The sequence below is a fragment of the Glycomyces sp. MUSA5-2 genome (assembly GCF_037034145.1).
Taxonomy (GTDB): Bacteria; Actinomycetota; Actinomycetes; order Mycobacteriales; family Micromonosporaceae; genus Glycomyces; species Glycomyces artemisiae.
The window spans coordinates 598,164-615,262 of sequence record NZ_JBAGKG010000001.1; the positions used below are offsets into that span (position 1 = coordinate 598,164).

Consider the following 17,099-nt stretch of genomic DNA (forward strand, 5'->3'; position numbering starts at 1 on the left):
TAAGCATCAAGCATCTTGCTTTCACGGTGTTATGAGTTCTTGCGTTCGGGCGTCGCGGGCCGCAAGGGCCCTGCACCGGGCGTTCAGGTCGCGCTCCGCACGCGCGCCGTACCGTGTTCCGCCGGGCGGGAATCGCCGCGGCGGTCGCACCACACGGACGGGCGCTGACGGGCACTCGGCACGGATCGCGGTTCCCTGTAAGGGGAATCGTTGTCACCGCGAGCTCGGAATGCCCTCGCGTCGCGCCAGCACCGTTGCTGAACGCACTGGGCCGGGGGGCACACCCGCCTACGGCGTCGGCCGCCCAGATGGCGACTGCAAACCTACAGCTCCGCGAGCGGATCTGCGACCGGTTCGCACCGTGACCCGGGCCCTTGTGAATACTTTCACAAGGCGGTGATTTGTCAAGGGTTCGACTCCGGAAATGAGCACGAAGTGAGTGAACTCACCGTGCTACCTCGAAGAAGACTCGGGGAACTCGTTCCCCGGTGCCGCAGGGACCCCTACCGCGGGTCCTCGTGCGACACCCGCCACACGTTCCCTCCGCGCGAGCCGAAGCCGTTGTCCGGCTTGCAGGCTTCGTAAAGGAGGGGGTCGGTGACAGCGAGTCGAACCGGTTTGACACACTGGTACTCAAGGTTGGCCGACACACCCTGCGAGGTAAAGTCCGCCAGGGCAGAAGTACCCACGACGCCCGGTCTATAACGCACCGAAAAGACGATATTCGGTTGTAAGTCTCGCGCCGTCCCGGTAGGGATGGCGAAATCAACCTTGCCTGCTCACGGGCGACTTGTCAACACCCACCTAGAGGTTTTCCCAAGTTGTTAGCAGGCCACCCGCAGCGCCTTCGGCACCGAGCTGAGTTCGAGTTCGGTGCGCTCTCCGAGATAGTCCCCGTCGAGCTGGAACGCCTGCGAGAGCGACGCGCGCAACCGGATCCTGGAGAGATCGTGATGCGTCACCGCGTGCTTGCCGTCGGGTCCGTCCCGTCCCACCAGCAGTGAAGCGGCGGTCAGCGCGGCGTCCGACAAACCCAGTTTACGCAGAATCAGGACATCAAGTCCAGCATTAAAGGACGCCCGCGCGTTGAGATTCACCGGAAGGGCGCCGAGGTACGTCCACGGTGCGCAGTTCTGGACCACGACCATCCCCATCGATTCGACCTCCTCGCCCGTGGACAGCGCCACTTTGATCGAATCCCCTTCCACGCCATGCTCAGTCAGTTCCGCCATGACGGCGCGGGCGTAGTGCGCGCCGAGATTGCGCTTCTTGCGGTACGACTCGACCTTCTGGATGATCGACGCGTCCCAGCCGAGCCCGGCGCAGAACGTGAACAGCCGGTCGATCCCCTCGCCCTGCGCGCGACCGAGACTGACGGTGCGGGTGCGCGGCGCGTCCGACAGCGCGGACACGATCGCCGTCGACGCGCGGCGCCGGTCCCACGGCAGGCCCAGGGCCCGCGCGAACACGTTGGTCGACCCGGCCGGGATCGGCGCGAACACGGGCGCCTCCTCGGCGGTGCGGCCGTCGGCGACCAGGCCGTTCACGACCTCGTTCACGGTGCCGTCCCCGCCGAGGGACAGCACCACGTCGTACCCGGCGTCGGCGCCCCGACGGGCGAGCTCCTCGCCGTGGCCGCGCCCGTCGGTCTTCTCCACCGTCAGGTCCAGCACCGTGTCGAGCCTCTTGACGACCCAGCGCGTACGGCGGCGCGAGCCGGTGGAGGCCTTCGGGTTCACGATGAGCAGGCCGCGCTGTGGCGCTGCTTTCAGGTCGCGCATAGGCGCAGCGTAGCCCGGGATACGGTGGAGGTGTGAACGAAACCGACGCCGACATGGGCGCGGTCACCGAAAGCCACGGTGACAGCGCACGTCCGTGGACCCTGACCGCAGCCGCCGGCGTGTTCTGGCTCCTCGCAACGGGACTCGTCGCGGCCGGGGCCTGGGCCCTGATCCAGATCGCCACCGGCGACGTCGACACCGTCAGCGGGGCCGTCGGGATCGCGCTCCTGGCGTGGCTTGCGGCGCTGTACTACTGGTTCATCGGGCGCAGGCTCCTCCAGAGCCGCGACATCGTCGCGCAGGCGGTGTTCCAGGCGCTCCTGTGGCTGCCGGTCGGGTACTACCTGCGCGAATCCGCGCACCCGGTGATCGGGGTCGCGGCGTGGGCGCTCGCGGCGGTGCTACTGGCGCTGATCCTGTGCGGCCCGAGCAGGCGCGCGGTCGGCTTCGGCGAGCGCAGGCCCTTCAGCGAGAGCGAATAGGCGACCCGCCCGGACCACAACTAGGCGATCTCCCGGCGGAACTACGCCTCCGCGGCGCGCTTCGCGATGAGGTCGAGCAGTTCCGGTGCGGCGCCCAGAGGTTCACCCGTGTGGACGACGCCCGCGTCGCGGGCGGACTCGATCGCGGTGTCGCACAGGATGCCCGGGGCGATGAAGTAGCAGACGGCCGCGATGCGCTGGGCGCCTTGGGCCTTCAGCAGTTCGACCGTTTCACCCGGTCGGGGGCCCGGGCCCGAGGCGAAGCCGGGGCCGGCCGGGACGCCGAGGAGGCGGCCCGCCGCGTCGGCGATCGCGGCGACGTGAGCGCGGCCCTCGTCGACGCGGGTGCCCGCGGCGCACACCACGAGCCCGTCGATGCCGTAGGGCAGGTCGCGGAGCAGGGCCCGCGCGAGCGAGAGGTCCCCCACCGGGCGGGCGACGGCGACCGCGAGCCCCGGGCGGGACTCCTCGGCGCGCTTCGCGACCTCGGGGAGGTCGGTGCGGGTGTGGTAGGCGTCGGTGAGCAGCAGCGGCAGCGCCACGGCGGCGGACTCGCCGGTGTCGGCGATGCCCCGCAGGACCTCCACCGGGTGCGGCTCGTTGAACTCCAGGAACCCGACGTCCGCTCCGGCCGCCCGCGCGATGGCGCGGACGGCCTCCGGGGAGCGCGGGTCGGGGCTGCCGTGGGCGACCAGGACGATCGGCCGCGGCGTCCCCGAAGGCGCCGTCCCCGCCGCGGCCGGGGCCGCGCCGGGTTCAGGCGCCTGTTCCTCAGACATGCAGTCCGCACTCGGTCTTGTCGAACGCGGCCCAGCGGCCCGCGCGCGGGTCCTCGCCCGGCGCGGTGCGGCGGGTGCACGGCCAGCAGCCGATGGAGCGGAAGCCGTCCTTGAGCAGCGGGTTGACCGGGATGTTGTGACGCTCGATGTACGCCTCCTGGTCGGCCTCGGTCCACTTCGCGATCGGGGAGACCTTGACCTTGCGGCGGGACAGGTCGAAGTCGACCACGCGCGTGTTCGCGCGGGTCGGGCCCTCGTCGCGGCGCAGGCCGGTGGCCCAGCCGTCGTAGTCGGCCAGGGCCGCGTTGAGCGGCAGGACCTTCCGCAGCGAGCAGCACTCGTCGGGGGCGCGCGAGAACAGCCGCGGCCCGAACTCGGCGTCCTGCGACAGGACGCTCTGGTCGGGCTGGATCGACCGCACGTTGACGTTCATCGTCGCGGCGACGAAGTCGCGGACCTCCAGGGTCTCCGGGAAGTGGAGGCCCGTGTCGAGGAAGACCACGTCGATGCCGGGGGCGACCTCGCTGGCGAGGTGCACCACGGCGGCGTCGGCCATCGAGGAGGTCACGCAGAAGCGCTCGCCGAACTCGCCGACCGCCCACTCGATGATCTCGTGGGCCGTGGCGTCTTCGAGGCGCTCCCCCGCTGCGGTCGCGAGGTCACGGAGTTCGAATGGGTCTCTTCCTATCCCGTTGCTGCTCATGCTGCTTCACTCCGATCGGGGTGTTTCACTCCGGCTGGTCGCCGGTGGAGGGCGGCGCGATGATCGGCGCGGCCGCCATCCCGTGGTATTTGACGGCGAAGACGCGGGTGCAGTCCGCGCAGTGCCATCCGCCCTTGATGTCGACGTCGCTGTCGGCATCGGGCACGTAGGGTCTGAGGTCCTCTTCACCGCAGTACGGGCAGTGGTAGGGGACGACGCGGCCGCTCACTGGAGCTCGGATTCCTCCGCGCGGTGGACCCACTGCGCGAACGTCTCGCCTTCGGTGCGGCCCGCGAGGTAGCGGCGGATGACGCGCTCGACGTAGTCGCCGAGGTCCTCCGAGGCGACCTTGAGGCCGCGGGACTTGCGTCCCAGGCTCGCCGCGGAGGCGTGGCCGCCGCCGAGGTGGACCTGGAAGCCCTCGACCTGCTCGCCGTCCTTGACCACGAGCTGGCCCTTGAGGCCGATGTCGGCGGTCTGGGTGCGCGCGCACGCGTTCGGGCAGCCGTTCACGTGGATCGACACGGGGGTGTCGAGCTCGGGGACGCGCTTCTCCAGCTCGGCGACGAGGTCGCGGGCGCGGTCCTTGGTGTCGACGATCGCGAGCTTGCAGAACTGGATCCCGGTGCAGGCCATGGTGGACCGGCGCCACGGCGACGGGTTGGCCTCCAGGCCGATCGCGCGCAGGTCCTCGACGGCGTCGTCGACCTTGTCGCCCGGGATGTCCAGGAGCAGGAGCTTCTGGAGCGGGGTGGCGCGCACGCGGTCGGAGCCGTACTTCTCGGCGATGTCGGCGAGCTGGCCGAGCATCGTGCCCGAGACGCGCCCGGCGACCGGCGCGAGGCCGATGAAGTACTTGCCGTCGCGCTGCTTGTGGACGCCGACGTGGTCGAGGAGCTTCTCCGGGACCGGCGGCTGCTCCAGGTCGGGGAGCTTGCGGCCCAGGTACGCCTCGGATTCGAGGACCTCGCGGAACTTCTCGGCGCCCCAGTCCTTGACGAGGAACTTCAGGCGCGCGCGGGTGCGCAGGCGCCGGTAGCCCCAGTCGCGGAAGATCTTCACCACGTTGAGCCACACCTCGACGATGTCGTCCTGCGCGACCCAGGTGCCCAGGCGCTGCGCGAACATCGGGTTCGTGGAGAGGCCGCCGCCGACGTACAGGTCGAAGCCCGGCCCGTGCTCGGGGTGGACCGCGCCGATGAGCGAGATGTCGTTGACCTCGTACGGGCTGTCGGGCAGCCAGCCGATCGTCGACTTGAACTTGCGCGGCAGGTTCGAGAGGCTGCGGTCGCCGATGAACCGGTCGTGGATCTCCTTGATCTGCGGCGTGGCGTCGATGACCTCGTCGACGGCGACGCCCGCGACCGGGGAGCCGAGGATGACGCGCGGGCAGTCGCCGCAGGCCTCCTGCGTGTCGAGGCCGACCGCTTCGAGGCGGCGCCAGATCTCGGGCACGTCGCGCACGTCGATCCAGTGGAACTGGACGTTCTCGCGGTCGGTGACGTCGGCGGTGTCGCGCCCGAACTCCTTGGAGATCCCGGCGAGGGTCCGCAGCTGCGCGAGGTCGAGCTGGCCGCCGTCCATGCGCACGCGCATCATGAAGTACTTGTCGTCCAGCTCCTCCTCTTCGAGGATGCCGGTCTTGCCGCCCGCGATGCCGGGCTTGCGCTGCGTGTACAGGCCCCACCAGCGGAAGCGCCCGCGCAGGTCGGCGGGGTCGATCGAGTCGAAGCCGCGGTGGGCGTAAATGCCCTCGATGCGCTGCCGCACGTTCAGCGGGTTGTCGTCCTTTTTGGACTGCTCGTTCTTGTTGAGCGGCTCCCGGTGGCCCATGGCCCACTGGCCTTGGCCTTTGGGGCGGGACGGTTTGCGCGTTGGCGTTGGCACGGTACTCCTCATCGCGGACACAGGTGTGGCGTGGATTCGACGGCGGAAAAGCCGGAAGCGAATTAAGCGCACATGAGACACATGGCGCTGTACACACGGCAGAAGTCGACGTGGCGGCGTGCCACCAGTCGGAGCCCGTGTGCGCGAGACATGCCTAGAAGCATGACACAGGTTCCCGTCCACTGCACTCGACGTCCCGCTCCCTGGACAGCAGGTCACATGAAGGTGACACGCGTCCGGCCGGACCTCGCGGTCGCGGGGCCCGGCCATACCGGCATGCGGGACGAGTGTTACTGGAGGGCGAAGTCCACCACCGCTTCGGTGCCGCCTTCGGCGCGTGGGCGCATGTCGATCGTGCCGCGCAGCTCGCCGGTGACGAGGGTGTGCACGATCTGGAGGCCCAGGCGGGTCGAGTCGGCGATGCGGAAGTTCTCGGGGAGGCCCTTGCCGTGGTCGGAGACCGTGACGCGGAAGTGGTCGCCGTCGCGCTCGACGCCGATGACGACCTCGCCGTCCTGGCCGGGCGGGTAAGCGTGCTCGACGGCGTTCTGGATCAGCTCGTTGACGACCATGACCAGCGGCGTCGCGTACTCCGAGGGCAGGACCCCGAAGGTGCCCTCGCGGCGCAGCGTCACCTTCGACTCGGCCACGGAGACCTCGACGGCCATCGACGCGACGCGGTCGACGATCTGGTCGAAGCCCACGGACTCGTCGCCGGACTGGGACAGGGTCTCGTGGACGAGCGCGATCGAGGCGACGCGGCGCACGGACTCCTCCAGGGACTGGCGGGCCTGCGGGGAGCCGACGCGGCGGGCCTGGAGGCGCAGCAGCGCGGCCACGGTCTGGAGGTTGTTCTTGACGCGGTGGTGGATCTCGCGGATCGTGGCGTCCTTGGTGACCAGCTCGCGGTCGAGGCGCCGGACCTCGGTGATGTCGCGCACGAGGACGAGCGCGCCCGCGGCCTTGCCGCCGGGGCGCAGCGGCAGCGCCCGCATGAGGACCGTGGCGCCCTTCGCCTCGATCTCCTTGCGCCGCGGCGTGCCGCCCGCGAGCGCGTCGGCGATGCGGCGGGCCGCGTCGGCGCCGACCTCGGGGTCGGAGGGGAGGCTGCGGGTGAGCTCGGCGAGGTCGCGGTCGCGCAGGTGCCCGGTGACGCCCATGCGGCGGTACGCCGAGAGCGCGTTCGGGGAGGCGTAGCGGACGAGGCCGTCGGCGCCGATGCGGACCAGGCCGTCGCCGATGCGCGGTGCGGTGGTCGGCTCGCCGGGCAGCAGCGGGGGCGGGAAGCCGCCGTCGGTGAGCATCTGCACCAGGTAGTCGGCGGTCTTGAGGTAGTTGAGCTCCAGGTGGGAGGGGCTGCGGGTGTCCGAGAGGTTCGTGTCGCGGGCGGCGACGGCGATGACCTGGCTGCGGTCGCGGCGGCGCACCGGGATGGCCTCGTGGCGGGCGGCGACGTCGCCGCGCCAGACCGGGTCGCCCTCGCGGAAGATCCGGCCCTCGGTGTACGCGACGCTCAGGTGCTTCGCGTCCTCGCCTTCGAGGGTGCGCCCGACCTGGTCCTCCTCGTAGGCGGTGGGGCCGGTCGTGGGCCGGACCTGGGCGAGGCACACGTACCGGCCCGGGTGGTCCTTGACGGCGCCCCAGAGGAGGAAGTCGGCGAAGGAGAGGTCGGCGAGGAGCTGCCATTCGGCGACGAGCCGCTGGAGGTGGGCCGCGGAGTTCGACGTCAGGTCGGTGTGCGCGCTGATCACATCACGGAGTGTGGACACCGGTCCAATGGTAGCGGCGGGATCGGAGCCGCGGCCCGTCCTCTACGGCAGCGTCATGTCGGGCTTGTCCAGCTCCTCTACATTCACATCTTTGAAGGTCAGGACTCTGACGTGCTTGACGAAGCGGGCCGGGCGGTACATGTCCCAGACCCACGCGTCGCTCATCTCGACCTCGAAGTAGGTCTCGGCGTCGGCACCGCGCACGTTGACCTCGACCGCGTTGGCCAGGTAGAACCGCCGCTCGGTCTCGACGACGTAGGTGAACTGCCGCACGATGTCCCGGTACTCCCGGTACAGCTGCAACTCCATGTCGGTCTCGTACTTCTCGAGGTCCTCGGCGCTCAACGCTCCTCCTTCAATGCGACGGTAACCACGATAGTGCGCGCATGCCCCGCCGCGGACGCGGCTTGCCTTGCCCGTCCCGGATTCACGCCGGGAGGACCCGGTAAACCCGGTTCAGGCGGCGGCGGGTACGGCGAGCGCGGCGACGTTGGCGTACGAGAAGCGGTGCTCCCTGCAGGGCCCGAAGCGGCGCATCGCCTCCTCGTGGGCGGGCGTCCCGTATCCCTTGTGGATCGCGAAGCCGTATTCGGGGTGGCGGCCGTCGAGCTCGGCCATGATCCGGTCGCGGGTCACCTTCGCGACCACGCCCGCGGCGGCGACGCACGCGGCCGTGCGGTCGCCTTTGACGACCCCGAGGCTCCCGGGCAGGCCCGGGACGGGGAACCCGTCGGTGAGCGTGTACCCGGGCCGCTGGGGCAGGCGGGCCACGGCGACGCGCATGCCCTCCAGGTTGCAGACGCCGACGCCGCGCCGGTCGATCTCCTGCGGGGAGTACGAGACGACGCCGATGAGGGCCCGGGAACGGCGCAGCCGCTCGAAGACGCGCTCGCGCGCGGCCTCGGTGAGCAGCTTCGAGTCGTTCAGCTCCTCCAGCCGGGCGCTCGGCGGCAGGATCACCGCCGCCACGACCAGGGGTCCGGCGCACGCGCCGCGGCCGGCCTCGTCGGTCCCGGCGACCGGGCCGAGGCCGCGCCGGGACAGCGCGGCCTCCAGCGCGTACAGGTCGCCGTCGCGCCGCATCCGGGAAGGGTCCGGGCGGAGCACGGTCAGGAGGGGTCCGGGACGTCGTCGAAGGTCTCCGGGATGGAGAACCAGTTGAAGTCGCCGAAGGGCCAGAACAGGACGAAGGCCTTGCCGATGACGGCGTCGACCTCGATCGTGGAGGCGTCGACGTTCCCGCCGGTGCGGATGAACCGCTCGCGCGAGTCGCCGGAGGCCGAGCGGTGGTCGCCCATGACCCACAGGCGCCCCTCGGGGACGATCACGTCGAACGGGTCCTGGGAGGGCGGGTCCTGCTCCCCGGTGACCGGGTTGGTGAACAGGTACGAGTCCTCGTCGAGGGCGACGCCGTTGACGGTGATGCGCCCCTGGTCGTCGCAGCACACGACGTGGTCGCCGCCGACGGCGATGACCCGCTTGATGAACTCGTCCTCCTCCATGACCGACCGCCACGACTCGGGCGCGGTGAAGACGATGATCTCGCCGCGCTCGGGCTCGGAGAAGTCGTACACGAGCTTGTTGACGAGCACCCGGTCGTTGATCTGGAGGGTGTTCTCCATCGACCCGGAGGGGATGTAGTAGGTCTGGACGACCCAGGTGCGCACCACGATCGCCACGAGGATGGCGACGCCCAGGAGGATGGGGAGTTCCTTCCAGAACGACCCCTTCTTCTTGGGCTGCTGCTTGTCGGAGGTCTCCTCGGCGCCCTCGCCGTCGGCGCCGGGCGCCTGCCCTTCTTCGATCACGGTGCGAGTCTACGCGCTCGCGCTCTGACGGCAGGGGCGGTGGTACCGGTGGCGGGCAACGAAGGCGGTGACTCCCAGGACGTGCCCCACGCCGCCGGGCGGCCGTCCCCGACGGCGCCCGAGGCGGACTGGGCCCCTTCGGTTCCGGTGGTCCCGTCGAGCGCGTCGAAGGAGTCGGGGATCGCCAGTTCGGTGGCCCGGTCGGTGGGCCACACGAGGGCGATGGCCCGGCCGATGATGTTCTCCACCGGGACCGGGCCCTGGCACCGGGAGTCCTTCGAGTTGCCGCGGTGGTCCCCCATCACCCACACCTCCCCTTCGGGAATGGTGACCTGGTCGAAGCGGCGCGAGTGGCAGGTGCCTGGCTCGGGCTCGACGGGCGCGTTGTCGTAGACGTACTCGTCCTCGTGGAGGGAGACGCCGTTGACGACGACGTTCCCGTCGGCGTCGCAGCACATGACGGTGTCGCCGCCGACGGCGATGACCCGCTTGATGAAGTCCTTCTCGTCGGGCTCGGCGAGGCCGATGAGGTCGAGGACGCCGGTGGTGAGGTCGTCGACCCAGCCCCCGCCGCCGCCCGCGGGCCGGTACTCGGGGTCCCAGGAGTCGGTGCCGCGGAAGACGACCACCTCGCCGCGCTGGGGCGTGCGCAGGGTGGTGGTGAGCTTGAGGACGAGGACCTTGTCGCCCTCCTGGAGGGTCTGCTCCATGGAGCCGGACGGGATGTAGAAGGGCTGCACGGCGAACGTGCGCAGCAGGACCGCCGCGGAGAACGCGACGACGAGGAGCAGCGGCAGCTCGATCCACAGCGACAGGTACTGGCGCTTGTGCGGCTGCGAGAGGCGGCTCTCGGACTCCTTCTTCGGCTTGCCGGCGTCGCCGGGTGCGGCGTCGCGCGGCACGGTGCGGTGGGCGGCCGAGACCTTGTCGTGGGAGGCGGAGACGCGGTCGTGCGAGGCGCTGACGCGGTCGCGCGCACCCGTGGGGCCTTCGGGGCGGTGCAGGCGCTGGGTGGCGTCGGTGGCGGGCGGGCGGCCCGCGAACGGGACGCCATGCGCCTTCGCGGGGCCCTTCGGCGGCACGGGGGCGCCGGGCCCGCCGGGACCGGGGAGGCGGCTCCAATCGATGCGGCGGGGGCCCTTCGCCCCGTCGGAGGAACCGGGACTCATGCGGTGAGCGTAGCGGAAAACGGAGGGTATGGAAAAACCCCGGGCGGGTGCCCGGGGTTCTCCGAAGACGCTTGAGGATCAGACCTCGCGGCGCTCCTTGATCTTGGTCGCGGCCTTGCCCTTGCGGTCGCGCAGGTAGTACAGCTTCGCGCGGCGGACCTTGCCGCGCATCGCGATCTCGATCGAGTCGACCATGGGGCCGTGCACCGGGAAGGTGCGCTCGACGCCGATGCCGTAGCTGATCTTGCGGACCGTGAAGGTCTCGCCCAGACCGGCGCCGTGGCGGCGGATCACGACGCCCTGGAACACCTGGACACGGGACCGGTTGCCTTCCTGGATCCGGACGTTGACCTTGACGGTGTCGCCGGGACGGAAGTCCGGCACGTCGGCGCGCATGGAGGCGGCGTTCAGCTCATCCAGAATGTTCATTGGTTTCAACCCTCGTTGATGAAAAGTTCACGGGTTCCGATCCGGGAGAGGTACCGCTTGAACGGGCGGGACGTCGCGGGGAACCGTCTTACTCTGCCACACCCTGCGTGGGCGCGGCGAACCCGGCCCCTTCGAGGAGGAGCCGGTCACGTTCATCGAGGCTACCCGGGTCCAGGCGCTCCAGCAAATCCGGCCGGGCCCGCGCGGTGCGGAGGAGTGCCTGCTCACGCCGCCACCGGTCGACCTTGCCGTGGTCGCCCGAGAGGAGGACCGGCGGGACCTCGTGGCCGCGCCACTCGGCGGGCCGAGTGTAGGCGGGGGCCTCCAGGAGGCCCGCGTTGTGCGACTCGTCGTCGAGGGAGGCCGCGTTCCCGAGCACGCCCGGGACGAGCCGCGTCACCGCCTCGACGATCGCGAGGACCGCGACCTCGCCGCCGAAGAGCACGTAGTCGCCGATGGAGACCTCGGTGACCTCCATGCGGTCGGCCGCGTAGTCGACGACCCGCTGGTCGATGCCTTCGTAACGGCCGCAGGCGAACATGAGCCACGGCTCGGCCGCCAGCTCGTGCGCCATGGCCTGCGTGAAGGGCCGCCCGGCGGGGCTGGTGACGAGCAGCCGCGGCCGCTCCTCACCGGGGACGAGCTCGTCGAGGCACTCGCCCCACGGCTGCGGCTTCATGACCATCCCGGCGCCGCCGCCCGCGGGGGCCCCGTCGACCGAGTGGTGCACGTCGTGGGTCCAGCGGCGCAGGTCGTGGACGTTCAGGTCGAGCAGGCCCTTGTCGCGGGCGCGCCCGATGAGCGAGAGGTCGAGGGGCGCGAGGTACTCGGGGAAGACGGTGACGACGTCGATCTTCACTACAGCTCCAGCAGCCCGGGCGGGAGGTCCACGATGATGACCTCGGCCTCGAAGTCGATCTCGGTGACCATCTCGGCGACGAACGGGATGCGCGCCGGGTGCGTGCCCTGGCGCTTGACGACGAGGGTCTCGTGGCCCGCGCCGTGCTCGATGCGGGCGACCGTGCCGACCTCGGTGCCGTCGGCCTCCACGACTTTCAGCCCTTCGAGGTCGTCGTCGCGGAACTCGTCCTCGGCGAGGTCGTCCTCGTCGACGTCGACCGAGAGCAGCACGCCGCGCAGCAGCTCCGCCTCGGTGCGGCCGGGCACGCCCTCGAAGCCGACCATGGGCCGGCCCTGGTGCCAGCGCACCGAGACGGCTTTCAGGGGGCCGTTCTTGGTGGCGTACTCGACGCCGGGCTGGAACCGGGCCTCGGGATCGTCGGTGCGGACCTCGACGACGAGTTCGCCGCGCAGCCCGTGGGGGCGCACGATCCGGCCGACCACGACCTCTGCCATTGCTTGCCTCTCCTTGCAGCACAACAGCCCCGGGGGTGACCCCCGGGGCTGTCGCACTCAGACCTCAGTAGGAATCGACGACCTCGACGCGGATGCCGCGCCCGCCGATCGAGCCGATGACCTGCCGCAGCGCGTTGACGGTGCGGCCGCCGCGGCCGATCACCGTGCCCAGGTCGTCCGGGTTGACCCGGACTTCCAGGCGCTTGCCGCGACGCGAGTCGACCAGACGGACACGGACATCGTCAGGGTGGTCGACGATGCCTTTCACAAGGTGTTCAAGCGCCGGTCGCAGCACGGTCTACTCCCCTTTTTCGTCGGACGCCTCAGTGGCCTCCGCCTTGACCTCTTCAGTCTTAGCGGATTCGTCGGCCTTCTCGGCGGACTTCTTCGACTTCGACGCGGGCTTCGTGTCGGCGGCCTTGGCGGCCTCCTCCGAGACGTAGGCCTTCGACGGGTCGATACCGGACTCCTTGAGGGCCGCCACGTACAGCGACTCCTTCTCGGGCTTCGGCTCGGCGACCTTCAGCGGTCCCGGCTCGGGCAGGCCCTTGAAGCGCTGCCAGTCGCCGGTCTTGCGGAGGATGGCCTTGACCTGGTCGGTCGGCTGGGCGCCGACGGAGAGCCAGTGCTGGACGCGGTCGGACTTGACCTCGATCCGGGACGGGTTCTCCTTCGGGTGGTAGATCCCGACGTTCTCAATGACCTTGCCGTCGCGCTTGGTCCGCGAGTCGGCGATGACGATGCGGTACTGGGGAGTACGGATCTTCCCCATGCGCGTGAGGCGAATCTTCACTGCCACGTTCTTGTTACTCCTGTAATAAGGATCACGCAGCGCGCACGCCTTCCAGGGGAATCAGTCCGGATTGCGTTCGCGCTGAAACCTGGCTTTGCGTCACGGTTGTTGAGAGGGCACCCGTCCCAAAGCTCATGTACAGCGACCGAGTCTAGCGCACGGCCGGATCAGTACGACCGGGCGAGGTAGGCGATGAGACCGGGTTCATCCAGGGAGTCCGGTACTGAGCCGTCCTCGCGTTGCAGGACCCGCACGGTGACCGAGGATTCGGCGGCCTTGCGCTCCCCTTCGACGCCGCAGGCGTCCCAGGGCAGGCGGGCGTACCCGGTCTGGGCGGCCTCGACGGCCTCCTCGACGGTGGCCGTGTCGGCGGTGTGCGACTCCCGGAATTCCAGGGCCTCGTTCCACAGCTGCTCCTGCGCGCCCTGGAGCGCGGCGGCGACGGCCTCGGCGAGCATCCCGAGCGGGATCGTCTGCTTGGAGCCCTCGACGCGGGAGACCACTGTGGCCTCGCCGTTCTTCAGGTCGCGGGGGCCGATCTCGATGCGGACCGGGTAGCCCTTGAGCTCGGCGTCCACGGCACGGCGGCCGAAGGCCGTGTCGGCGCGGTCGTCGAGCTTCACGCGCAGGCCGTCGCCCTTGAGCTCGTCGAAGACCTTCCGCGCGGCCGACTGGACCTCGTCGGAGTCCTTGACGACCATGACGCAGACCTGGACGGGCGCGAGGTTCGGGGGCACGCGGAGCCCGGAGTCGTCGCCGTGGCCCATGATGAGCCCGCCGATCATGCGGGTCGAGGTGCCCCAGGAGGTGGTCCAGCCGTGGGCCTGCTTGCCGTCCTTGCCCTGGAACTGGATGTCGAAGGCCTTCGCGAAGTTCTGGCCCAGCTCGTGGGAGGTGCCCATCTGGAGGGCCTTGCCGTCGCGCATGAGCGACTCGACGGCGAATGTGTTCAGGGCCCCGGCGAAGCGCTCGGCCTCGGTCTTGATGCCGCGCAGCACGGGCAGCGCGAGCACGTTCTCCATGAAGTCGGCGTAGACCTCGTGGAGGATCCGCAGCGTGAACGCGTGGGCGTCCTCGTAGCTGTCGTGGACGGTGTGGCCCTCCTGCCACAGGAACTCCGAGGAGCGCAGGAACAGGCGGGTGCGCAGCTCGTAGCGCATGACGTTGCACCACTGGTTGAGCAGCAGGGGCAGGTCGCGGTAGGAGTTCACCCACTTCGCCATGTACTCGCCGATGACGGTCTCGGAGGTGGGGCGGATCGCGAGCTTCTCTTCGAGCTCCTTGCCGCCGCCGTGCGTGACCATCCACAGCTCGGGCGCGAAGCCCTCGACGTGGTCGGCCTCGCGCGTGAAGTAGGACTCGGGGATCAGCAGGGGGAACGAGGCGTTCTCGGTGCCGGTCTCCTTGATGCGGGCGTCCATCTCGGCCGTCATGCGCTCCCACAGGGCGAAGCCGGTCGGGCGGATCACCTGCGAGCCGCGCGCCGGCCCGTTCTCGGCCAGCTGGGCCTTGGCGATGACGTCCTGGTACCAGCGAGGGAAGTCCTCGCCCTGCGGTGTGAGTACATTGGCCATAATCAGGGATTCTACGGAACGGGCCCCGCCGGGCCGCAATCGGATTCCGGCGCTGAGACCTCCGTCGGACGGCCGAGGGCCGATTGCCGTATCCCGGTCCTTCGGCGGTGATACAGGACGGCGAACGTCGCATAAGCTGTCGACGTGACAACACCCATGCTGGCAGGCGACCGCGGCCTGACGGCCGCCGAGGTGGCCGAGCGCGTCGAGGCCGGAGCCGTCAACGAGGCCAAGCGGCACACGAGCCGACCGTTCTCGGCCATCCTGCGCGCCAACCTGTTCACCCCGCTCAACGCCGTCATCGGCGTGCTGGCCGTGATCGCCGTGACGTTCGGCGGCTGGAAGCAGGGCCTGTTCGCGGGCGTCATCATCGCGAACATCCTCATCGGCACGATCCAGGAGCTGCGCGCCAAGCGCACGCTCGACAAGCTCTCGCTCATGAACCAGGCCAACGCGAAGGTCCTGCGCGACGGCGAGGTCCAGGAGATCGCGCCCAACAAGATCGTCAAGGACGACCTCGTGTTCGTCGAGCCCGGCGACCGCGTGGTCGTCGACGGGCCCGTCGTGGAGTCCCGCAACCTGGAGATCGACGAGTCGCTGCTCACCGGCGAGGCCGACCCGGTCGCGAAGGCCCCCGGGGACGACGTCAGGTCCGGCTCGTTCGCCGTCGCCGGCACCGGCCTGTTCCGGGCCGAGCACATCGGCGCGGACTCCTACGCCGCCAAGCTCGTCGAGGAGGCCAGCAAGTTCACGCTGGCCCGCTCGGAGCTGCGCGAGGGCATCAACCGGTTCATCAAGCTCATCAACTGGCTCATCGTGCCGATCGCGATCCTCCTCATCATCAGCCAGGCCGCCGACGCGCAGAACTGGCGCGACATCATCGTCTCCACTGTGGCCGGGATCGTCCCGATGATCCCCGAGGGCCTCGTGCTGCTCACCTCCGTGGCGTTCGCCGTCGGCGTGGTCCGGCTCGGCGCCCGCAAGTGCCTCGTGCAGGAGCTGCCCGCGATCGAAGGGCTCGCCCGCACCGACGTGCTGTGCTTGGACAAGACCGGGACGCTCACCGAGGGCGGCATGGACGTCGACGAGATCCGCCCCATCGAGGGCGGCGACCGGGCCGCGTCCCTCGAAGCGCTCGCGGCGCTCGCCGCGGCCGACGACAGCCCGAACCCGACCATGCAGGCCGTCGCGGCGCACCTGGAGGAGCAGTCGGTCGCCGACCCGCGGTGGCGGGTCATCGACGTCATGCCGTTCTCCTCGGCCCGCAAGTGGTCCGGGACGCGCTTCACCGACCACGGCACGTGGCTCCTCGGCGCGCCCGACGTGCTCCTGGACGCCGGGGACCCGGTGCTCCTGGAGGCCGACATGCTCGCCGCGCAGGGCCTGCGGGTCCTCTCGCTCGTCACGGCCGAGACGGCGTCGACCACCGGCGGGGTCACCGGTGTGAAGGCCCAGGCGCTCGTGGTCCTGCGCCAGCGCCTGCGCTCCACCGCGGCCGCGACCCTCGCCTACTTCAAGGAGCAGGGCGTCGCCGTCAAGATCATCTCCGGGGACTCCCCCGCCGCGGTCGGCGCGGTCGCGGCGCAGCTCGGCGTCGAGGGCGCCGCGGACACCGTGGACGCCCGGCGCCTCCCCGAGGACCCGGAGGAGCTCGCGGACCTGCTGGAGCGGGCGACGATCTTCGGGCGCGTGAAGCCGCACCAGAAGCAGGCGTTCGTGAAGGCCCTCCAGTCGCGGGGGCACACCGTGGCGATGACCGGCGACGGCGTCAACGACGTGCTCGCGCTGAAGGACGCGGACCTGGGGATCGCGATGGGGTCGGGTTCGGCCGCGGCCCGGTCCGTGGCGCAGGTCGTGCTCCTGGATGACGAGTTCGCGACGCTCCCGCACGTGGTCGCCGAGGGCCGCCGGGTGCTCGGGAACATCGGGCGGGTCTCGAACCTGTTCCTCACCAAGACCGTGTACGCGATCGCGCTGGCGCTGTTCATCGCCGTGGGCGCGTCGATCGCGTGGTTCGCGGGCAACGACCCGCTGCCGTACCCGTTCCTGCCGATCCACCAGTCGCTCATCAACGCGTTCACGATCGGCATCCCGGCGTTCTTCCTGGCGCTCGCGCCGACCTTCGACCGGGCCCGGCCCGGGTTCGTGAAGCGGGTCCTGAAGTTCGCGATCCCGGCGGGGATCTGCTGCGCGGTGCCGACGTTCGCGGTGTACCTGGCGGCGCTCGCGCACGACGGCTACGACTCAGCGCAGCCGCAGACGACGGCGGCGATCACGCTGTTCAGCCTGGCGCTGGTGGCGCTCGCGATCGTCGCGAAGCCGTACGTGTGGTGGAAGGGCCTGCTGGTCGGGGTGTGCGCGGGCGCGTTCGTCCTGGTGCTGGCGGTGCCGCCGTTCGCGCGGTTCTACGAGCTGTCGCTGCCGGGGGTGTGGAACACCACTGCGGCGGCGATCGCGGTCGGCTGCGGCGCGGCGACGCTGCTGTTCTGGCTGGTCGTGCGGCCGAAGCACCTGGCGGACTGACCGCCGCCACGTCTCCTTCGGGACCCCGCTACACGCGATGTAGCGG

18 protein-coding genes are annotated in these 17,099 nt (G+C 70.3%); 2 read left to right on the top strand and 16 right to left on the bottom strand.

Translation table 11 applies throughout. The annotated features are described in order from the left end of the window. Positions 1–824: 824 nt before the first annotated feature. The gene (locus tag WA640_RS02835; protein ID WP_335985983.1) at positions 825–1,781 is read right to left on the bottom strand and encodes a diacylglycerol/lipid kinase family protein; all 957 of its coding nucleotides are present in this window, start codon (positions 1,779–1,781) and stop codon (positions 825–827) included. Positions 1,782–1,813: 32 nt separating this feature from the next. On the opposite strand from WA640_RS02835, the gene WA640_RS02840 reads away from it, so the two are divergent. Further along, positions 1,814–2,263 carry a hypothetical protein gene (locus WA640_RS02840; protein WP_106361939.1) on the top strand — a complete coding sequence of 150 codons (450 nt, stop codon included), beginning with the start codon at positions 1,814–1,816 and terminating at the stop codon, positions 2,261–2,263. A gap of 41 nt (positions 2,264–2,304) precedes the next feature. Here the strand turns inward: WA640_RS02840 and WA640_RS02845 are convergent, their stop codons facing one another. The 15 genes from WA640_RS02845 to proS all read right to left on the bottom strand — a co-directional run bounded on the left by WA640_RS02845 (position 2,305) and on the right by proS (position 14,530). After that, complete coding sequence (locus WA640_RS02845) at positions 2,305–3,042, bottom strand: sirohydrochlorin chelatase (RefSeq protein WP_335985984.1); 738 nt, start codon at positions 3,040–3,042, stop codon at positions 2,305–2,307. Next, complete coding sequence (locus tag WA640_RS02850; protein WP_106361937.1) at positions 3,035–3,745, bottom strand: phosphoadenylyl-sulfate reductase; 711 nt, start codon at positions 3,743–3,745, stop codon at positions 3,035–3,037. Before WA640_RS02850 ends, WA640_RS02845 begins: the two co-directional genes overlap by 8 nt. Positions 3,746–3,770: 25 nt before the next feature. Beyond that, a complete protein-coding gene (locus WA640_RS02855; RefSeq protein WP_335985985.1) occupies positions 3,771–3,974 on the bottom strand; it encodes a hypothetical protein in 204 nt (67 codons plus the stop codon). Next, on the bottom strand, positions 3,971–5,644 hold the full coding sequence (locus tag WA640_RS02860) for a nitrite/sulfite reductase (protein ID WP_442904655.1): 1,674 nt from the start codon (positions 5,642–5,644) through the stop codon (positions 3,971–3,973). Before WA640_RS02860 ends, WA640_RS02855 begins: the two co-directional genes overlap by 4 nt. A gap of 278 nt (positions 5,645–5,922) precedes the next feature. Next, positions 5,923–7,401, bottom strand: coding sequence for a sensor histidine kinase (locus WA640_RS02865; RefSeq protein WP_335985987.1), 1,479 nt, complete (start codon positions 7,399–7,401; stop codon positions 5,923–5,925). Positions 7,402–7,443: 42 nt separating this feature from the next. After that, the gene (locus WA640_RS02870) at positions 7,444–7,746 is read right to left on the bottom strand and encodes a DUF2469 domain-containing protein (RefSeq protein WP_106361934.1); all 303 of its coding nucleotides are present in this window, start codon (positions 7,744–7,746) and stop codon (positions 7,444–7,446) included. A 111-nt stretch (positions 7,747–7,857) separates the two neighbouring features. Then, the gene (locus WA640_RS02875; protein WP_335985988.1) at positions 7,858–8,484 is read right to left on the bottom strand and encodes a ribonuclease HII; all 627 of its coding nucleotides are present in this window, start codon (positions 8,482–8,484) and stop codon (positions 7,858–7,860) included. A 26-nt stretch (positions 8,485–8,510) separates the two neighbouring features. Beyond that, complete coding sequence (gene lepB, locus WA640_RS02880) at positions 8,511–9,209, bottom strand: signal peptidase I (protein WP_245888837.1); 699 nt, start codon at positions 9,207–9,209, stop codon at positions 8,511–8,513. Continuing rightward, complete coding sequence (gene lepB / locus WA640_RS02885) at positions 9,206–10,378, bottom strand: signal peptidase I (protein ID WP_335985989.1); 1,173 nt, start codon at positions 10,376–10,378, stop codon at positions 9,206–9,208. Before lepB (WA640_RS02885) ends, lepB (WA640_RS02880) begins: the two co-directional genes overlap by 4 nt. A gap of 78 nt (positions 10,379–10,456) precedes the next feature. Further along, positions 10,457–10,807 (bottom strand): 50S ribosomal protein L19, encoded by a 351-nt coding sequence (gene rplS, locus WA640_RS02890; RefSeq protein ID WP_106361931.1) that lies wholly within the window; start codon positions 10,805–10,807, stop codon positions 10,457–10,459. A gap of 88 nt (positions 10,808–10,895) precedes the next feature. Beyond that, positions 10,896–11,666 carry a tRNA (guanosine(37)-N1)-methyltransferase TrmD gene (gene trmD, locus WA640_RS02895; RefSeq protein WP_106361930.1) on the bottom strand — a complete coding sequence of 257 codons (771 nt, stop codon included), beginning with the start codon at positions 11,664–11,666 and terminating at the stop codon, positions 10,896–10,898. Next, the gene (gene rimM, locus WA640_RS02900) at positions 11,666–12,163 is read right to left on the bottom strand and encodes a ribosome maturation factor RimM (protein ID WP_335985991.1); all 498 of its coding nucleotides are present in this window, start codon (positions 12,161–12,163) and stop codon (positions 11,666–11,668) included. Before rimM ends, trmD begins: the two co-directional genes overlap by 1 nt. Before the next feature lie 64 nt (positions 12,164–12,227). Next, on the bottom strand, positions 12,228–12,458 hold the full coding sequence (locus WA640_RS02905) for an RNA-binding protein (RefSeq protein ID WP_026922808.1): 231 nt from the start codon (positions 12,456–12,458) through the stop codon (positions 12,228–12,230). Positions 12,459–12,461: 3 nt separating this feature from the next. Beyond that, a complete protein-coding gene (gene rpsP / locus WA640_RS02910) occupies positions 12,462–12,962 on the bottom strand; it encodes a 30S ribosomal protein S16 (protein ID WP_106361928.1) in 501 nt (166 codons plus the stop codon). Positions 12,963–13,123: 161 nt separating this feature from the next. After that, positions 13,124–14,530, bottom strand: a complete 1,407-nt coding sequence (gene proS, locus WA640_RS02915; RefSeq protein WP_335985992.1) for a proline--tRNA ligase — start codon at positions 14,528–14,530, stop codon at positions 13,124–13,126. Positions 14,531–14,674: 144 nt separating this feature from the next. Between proS and WA640_RS02920 the strand changes: the two genes are divergently transcribed. Beyond that, the gene (locus WA640_RS02920; RefSeq protein ID WP_335985993.1) at positions 14,675–17,053 is read left to right on the top strand and encodes an HAD-IC family P-type ATPase; all 2,379 of its coding nucleotides are present in this window, start codon (positions 14,675–14,677) and stop codon (positions 17,051–17,053) included. Positions 17,054–17,099: the final 46 nt, after the last annotated feature.

Excerpts from the sequence above, each read along its gene's own strand:
- WA640_RS02835 (WP_335985983.1), bottom strand. The coding sequence starts at position 1,781 with ATGCGCGACCTGAAAGCAGCGCCACAGCGCGGCCTGCTCATCGTGAAC.
- WA640_RS02845 (WP_335985984.1), bottom strand. The coding sequence starts at position 3,042 with ATGTCTGAGGAACAGGCGCCTGAACCCGGCGCGGCCCCGGCCGCGGCG.
- WA640_RS02850 (WP_106361937.1), bottom strand. The coding sequence starts at position 3,745 with ATGAGCAGCAACGGGATAGGAAGAGACCCATTCGAACTCCGTGACCTC.
- WA640_RS02860 (WP_442904655.1), bottom strand. The coding sequence starts at position 5,644 with ATGAGGAGTACCGTGCCAACGCCAACGCGCAAACCGTCCCGCCCCAAA.
- WA640_RS02875 (WP_335985988.1), bottom strand. The coding sequence starts at position 8,484 with ATGCGGCGCGACGGCGACCTGTACGCGCTGGAGGCCGCGCTGTCCCGG.
- lepB (WP_335985989.1), bottom strand. The coding sequence starts at position 10,378 with ATGAGTCCCGGTTCCTCCGACGGGGCGAAGGGCCCCCGCCGCATCGAT.
- rplS (WP_106361931.1), bottom strand. The coding sequence starts at position 10,807 with ATGAACATTCTGGATGAGCTGAACGCCGCCTCCATGCGCGCCGACGTG.
- rimM (WP_335985991.1), bottom strand. The coding sequence starts at position 12,163 with ATGGCAGAGGTCGTGGTCGGCCGGATCGTGCGCCCCCACGGGCTGCGC.
- proS (WP_335985992.1), bottom strand. The coding sequence starts at position 14,530 with ATGGCCAATGTACTCACACCGCAGGGCGAGGACTTCCCTCGCTGGTAC.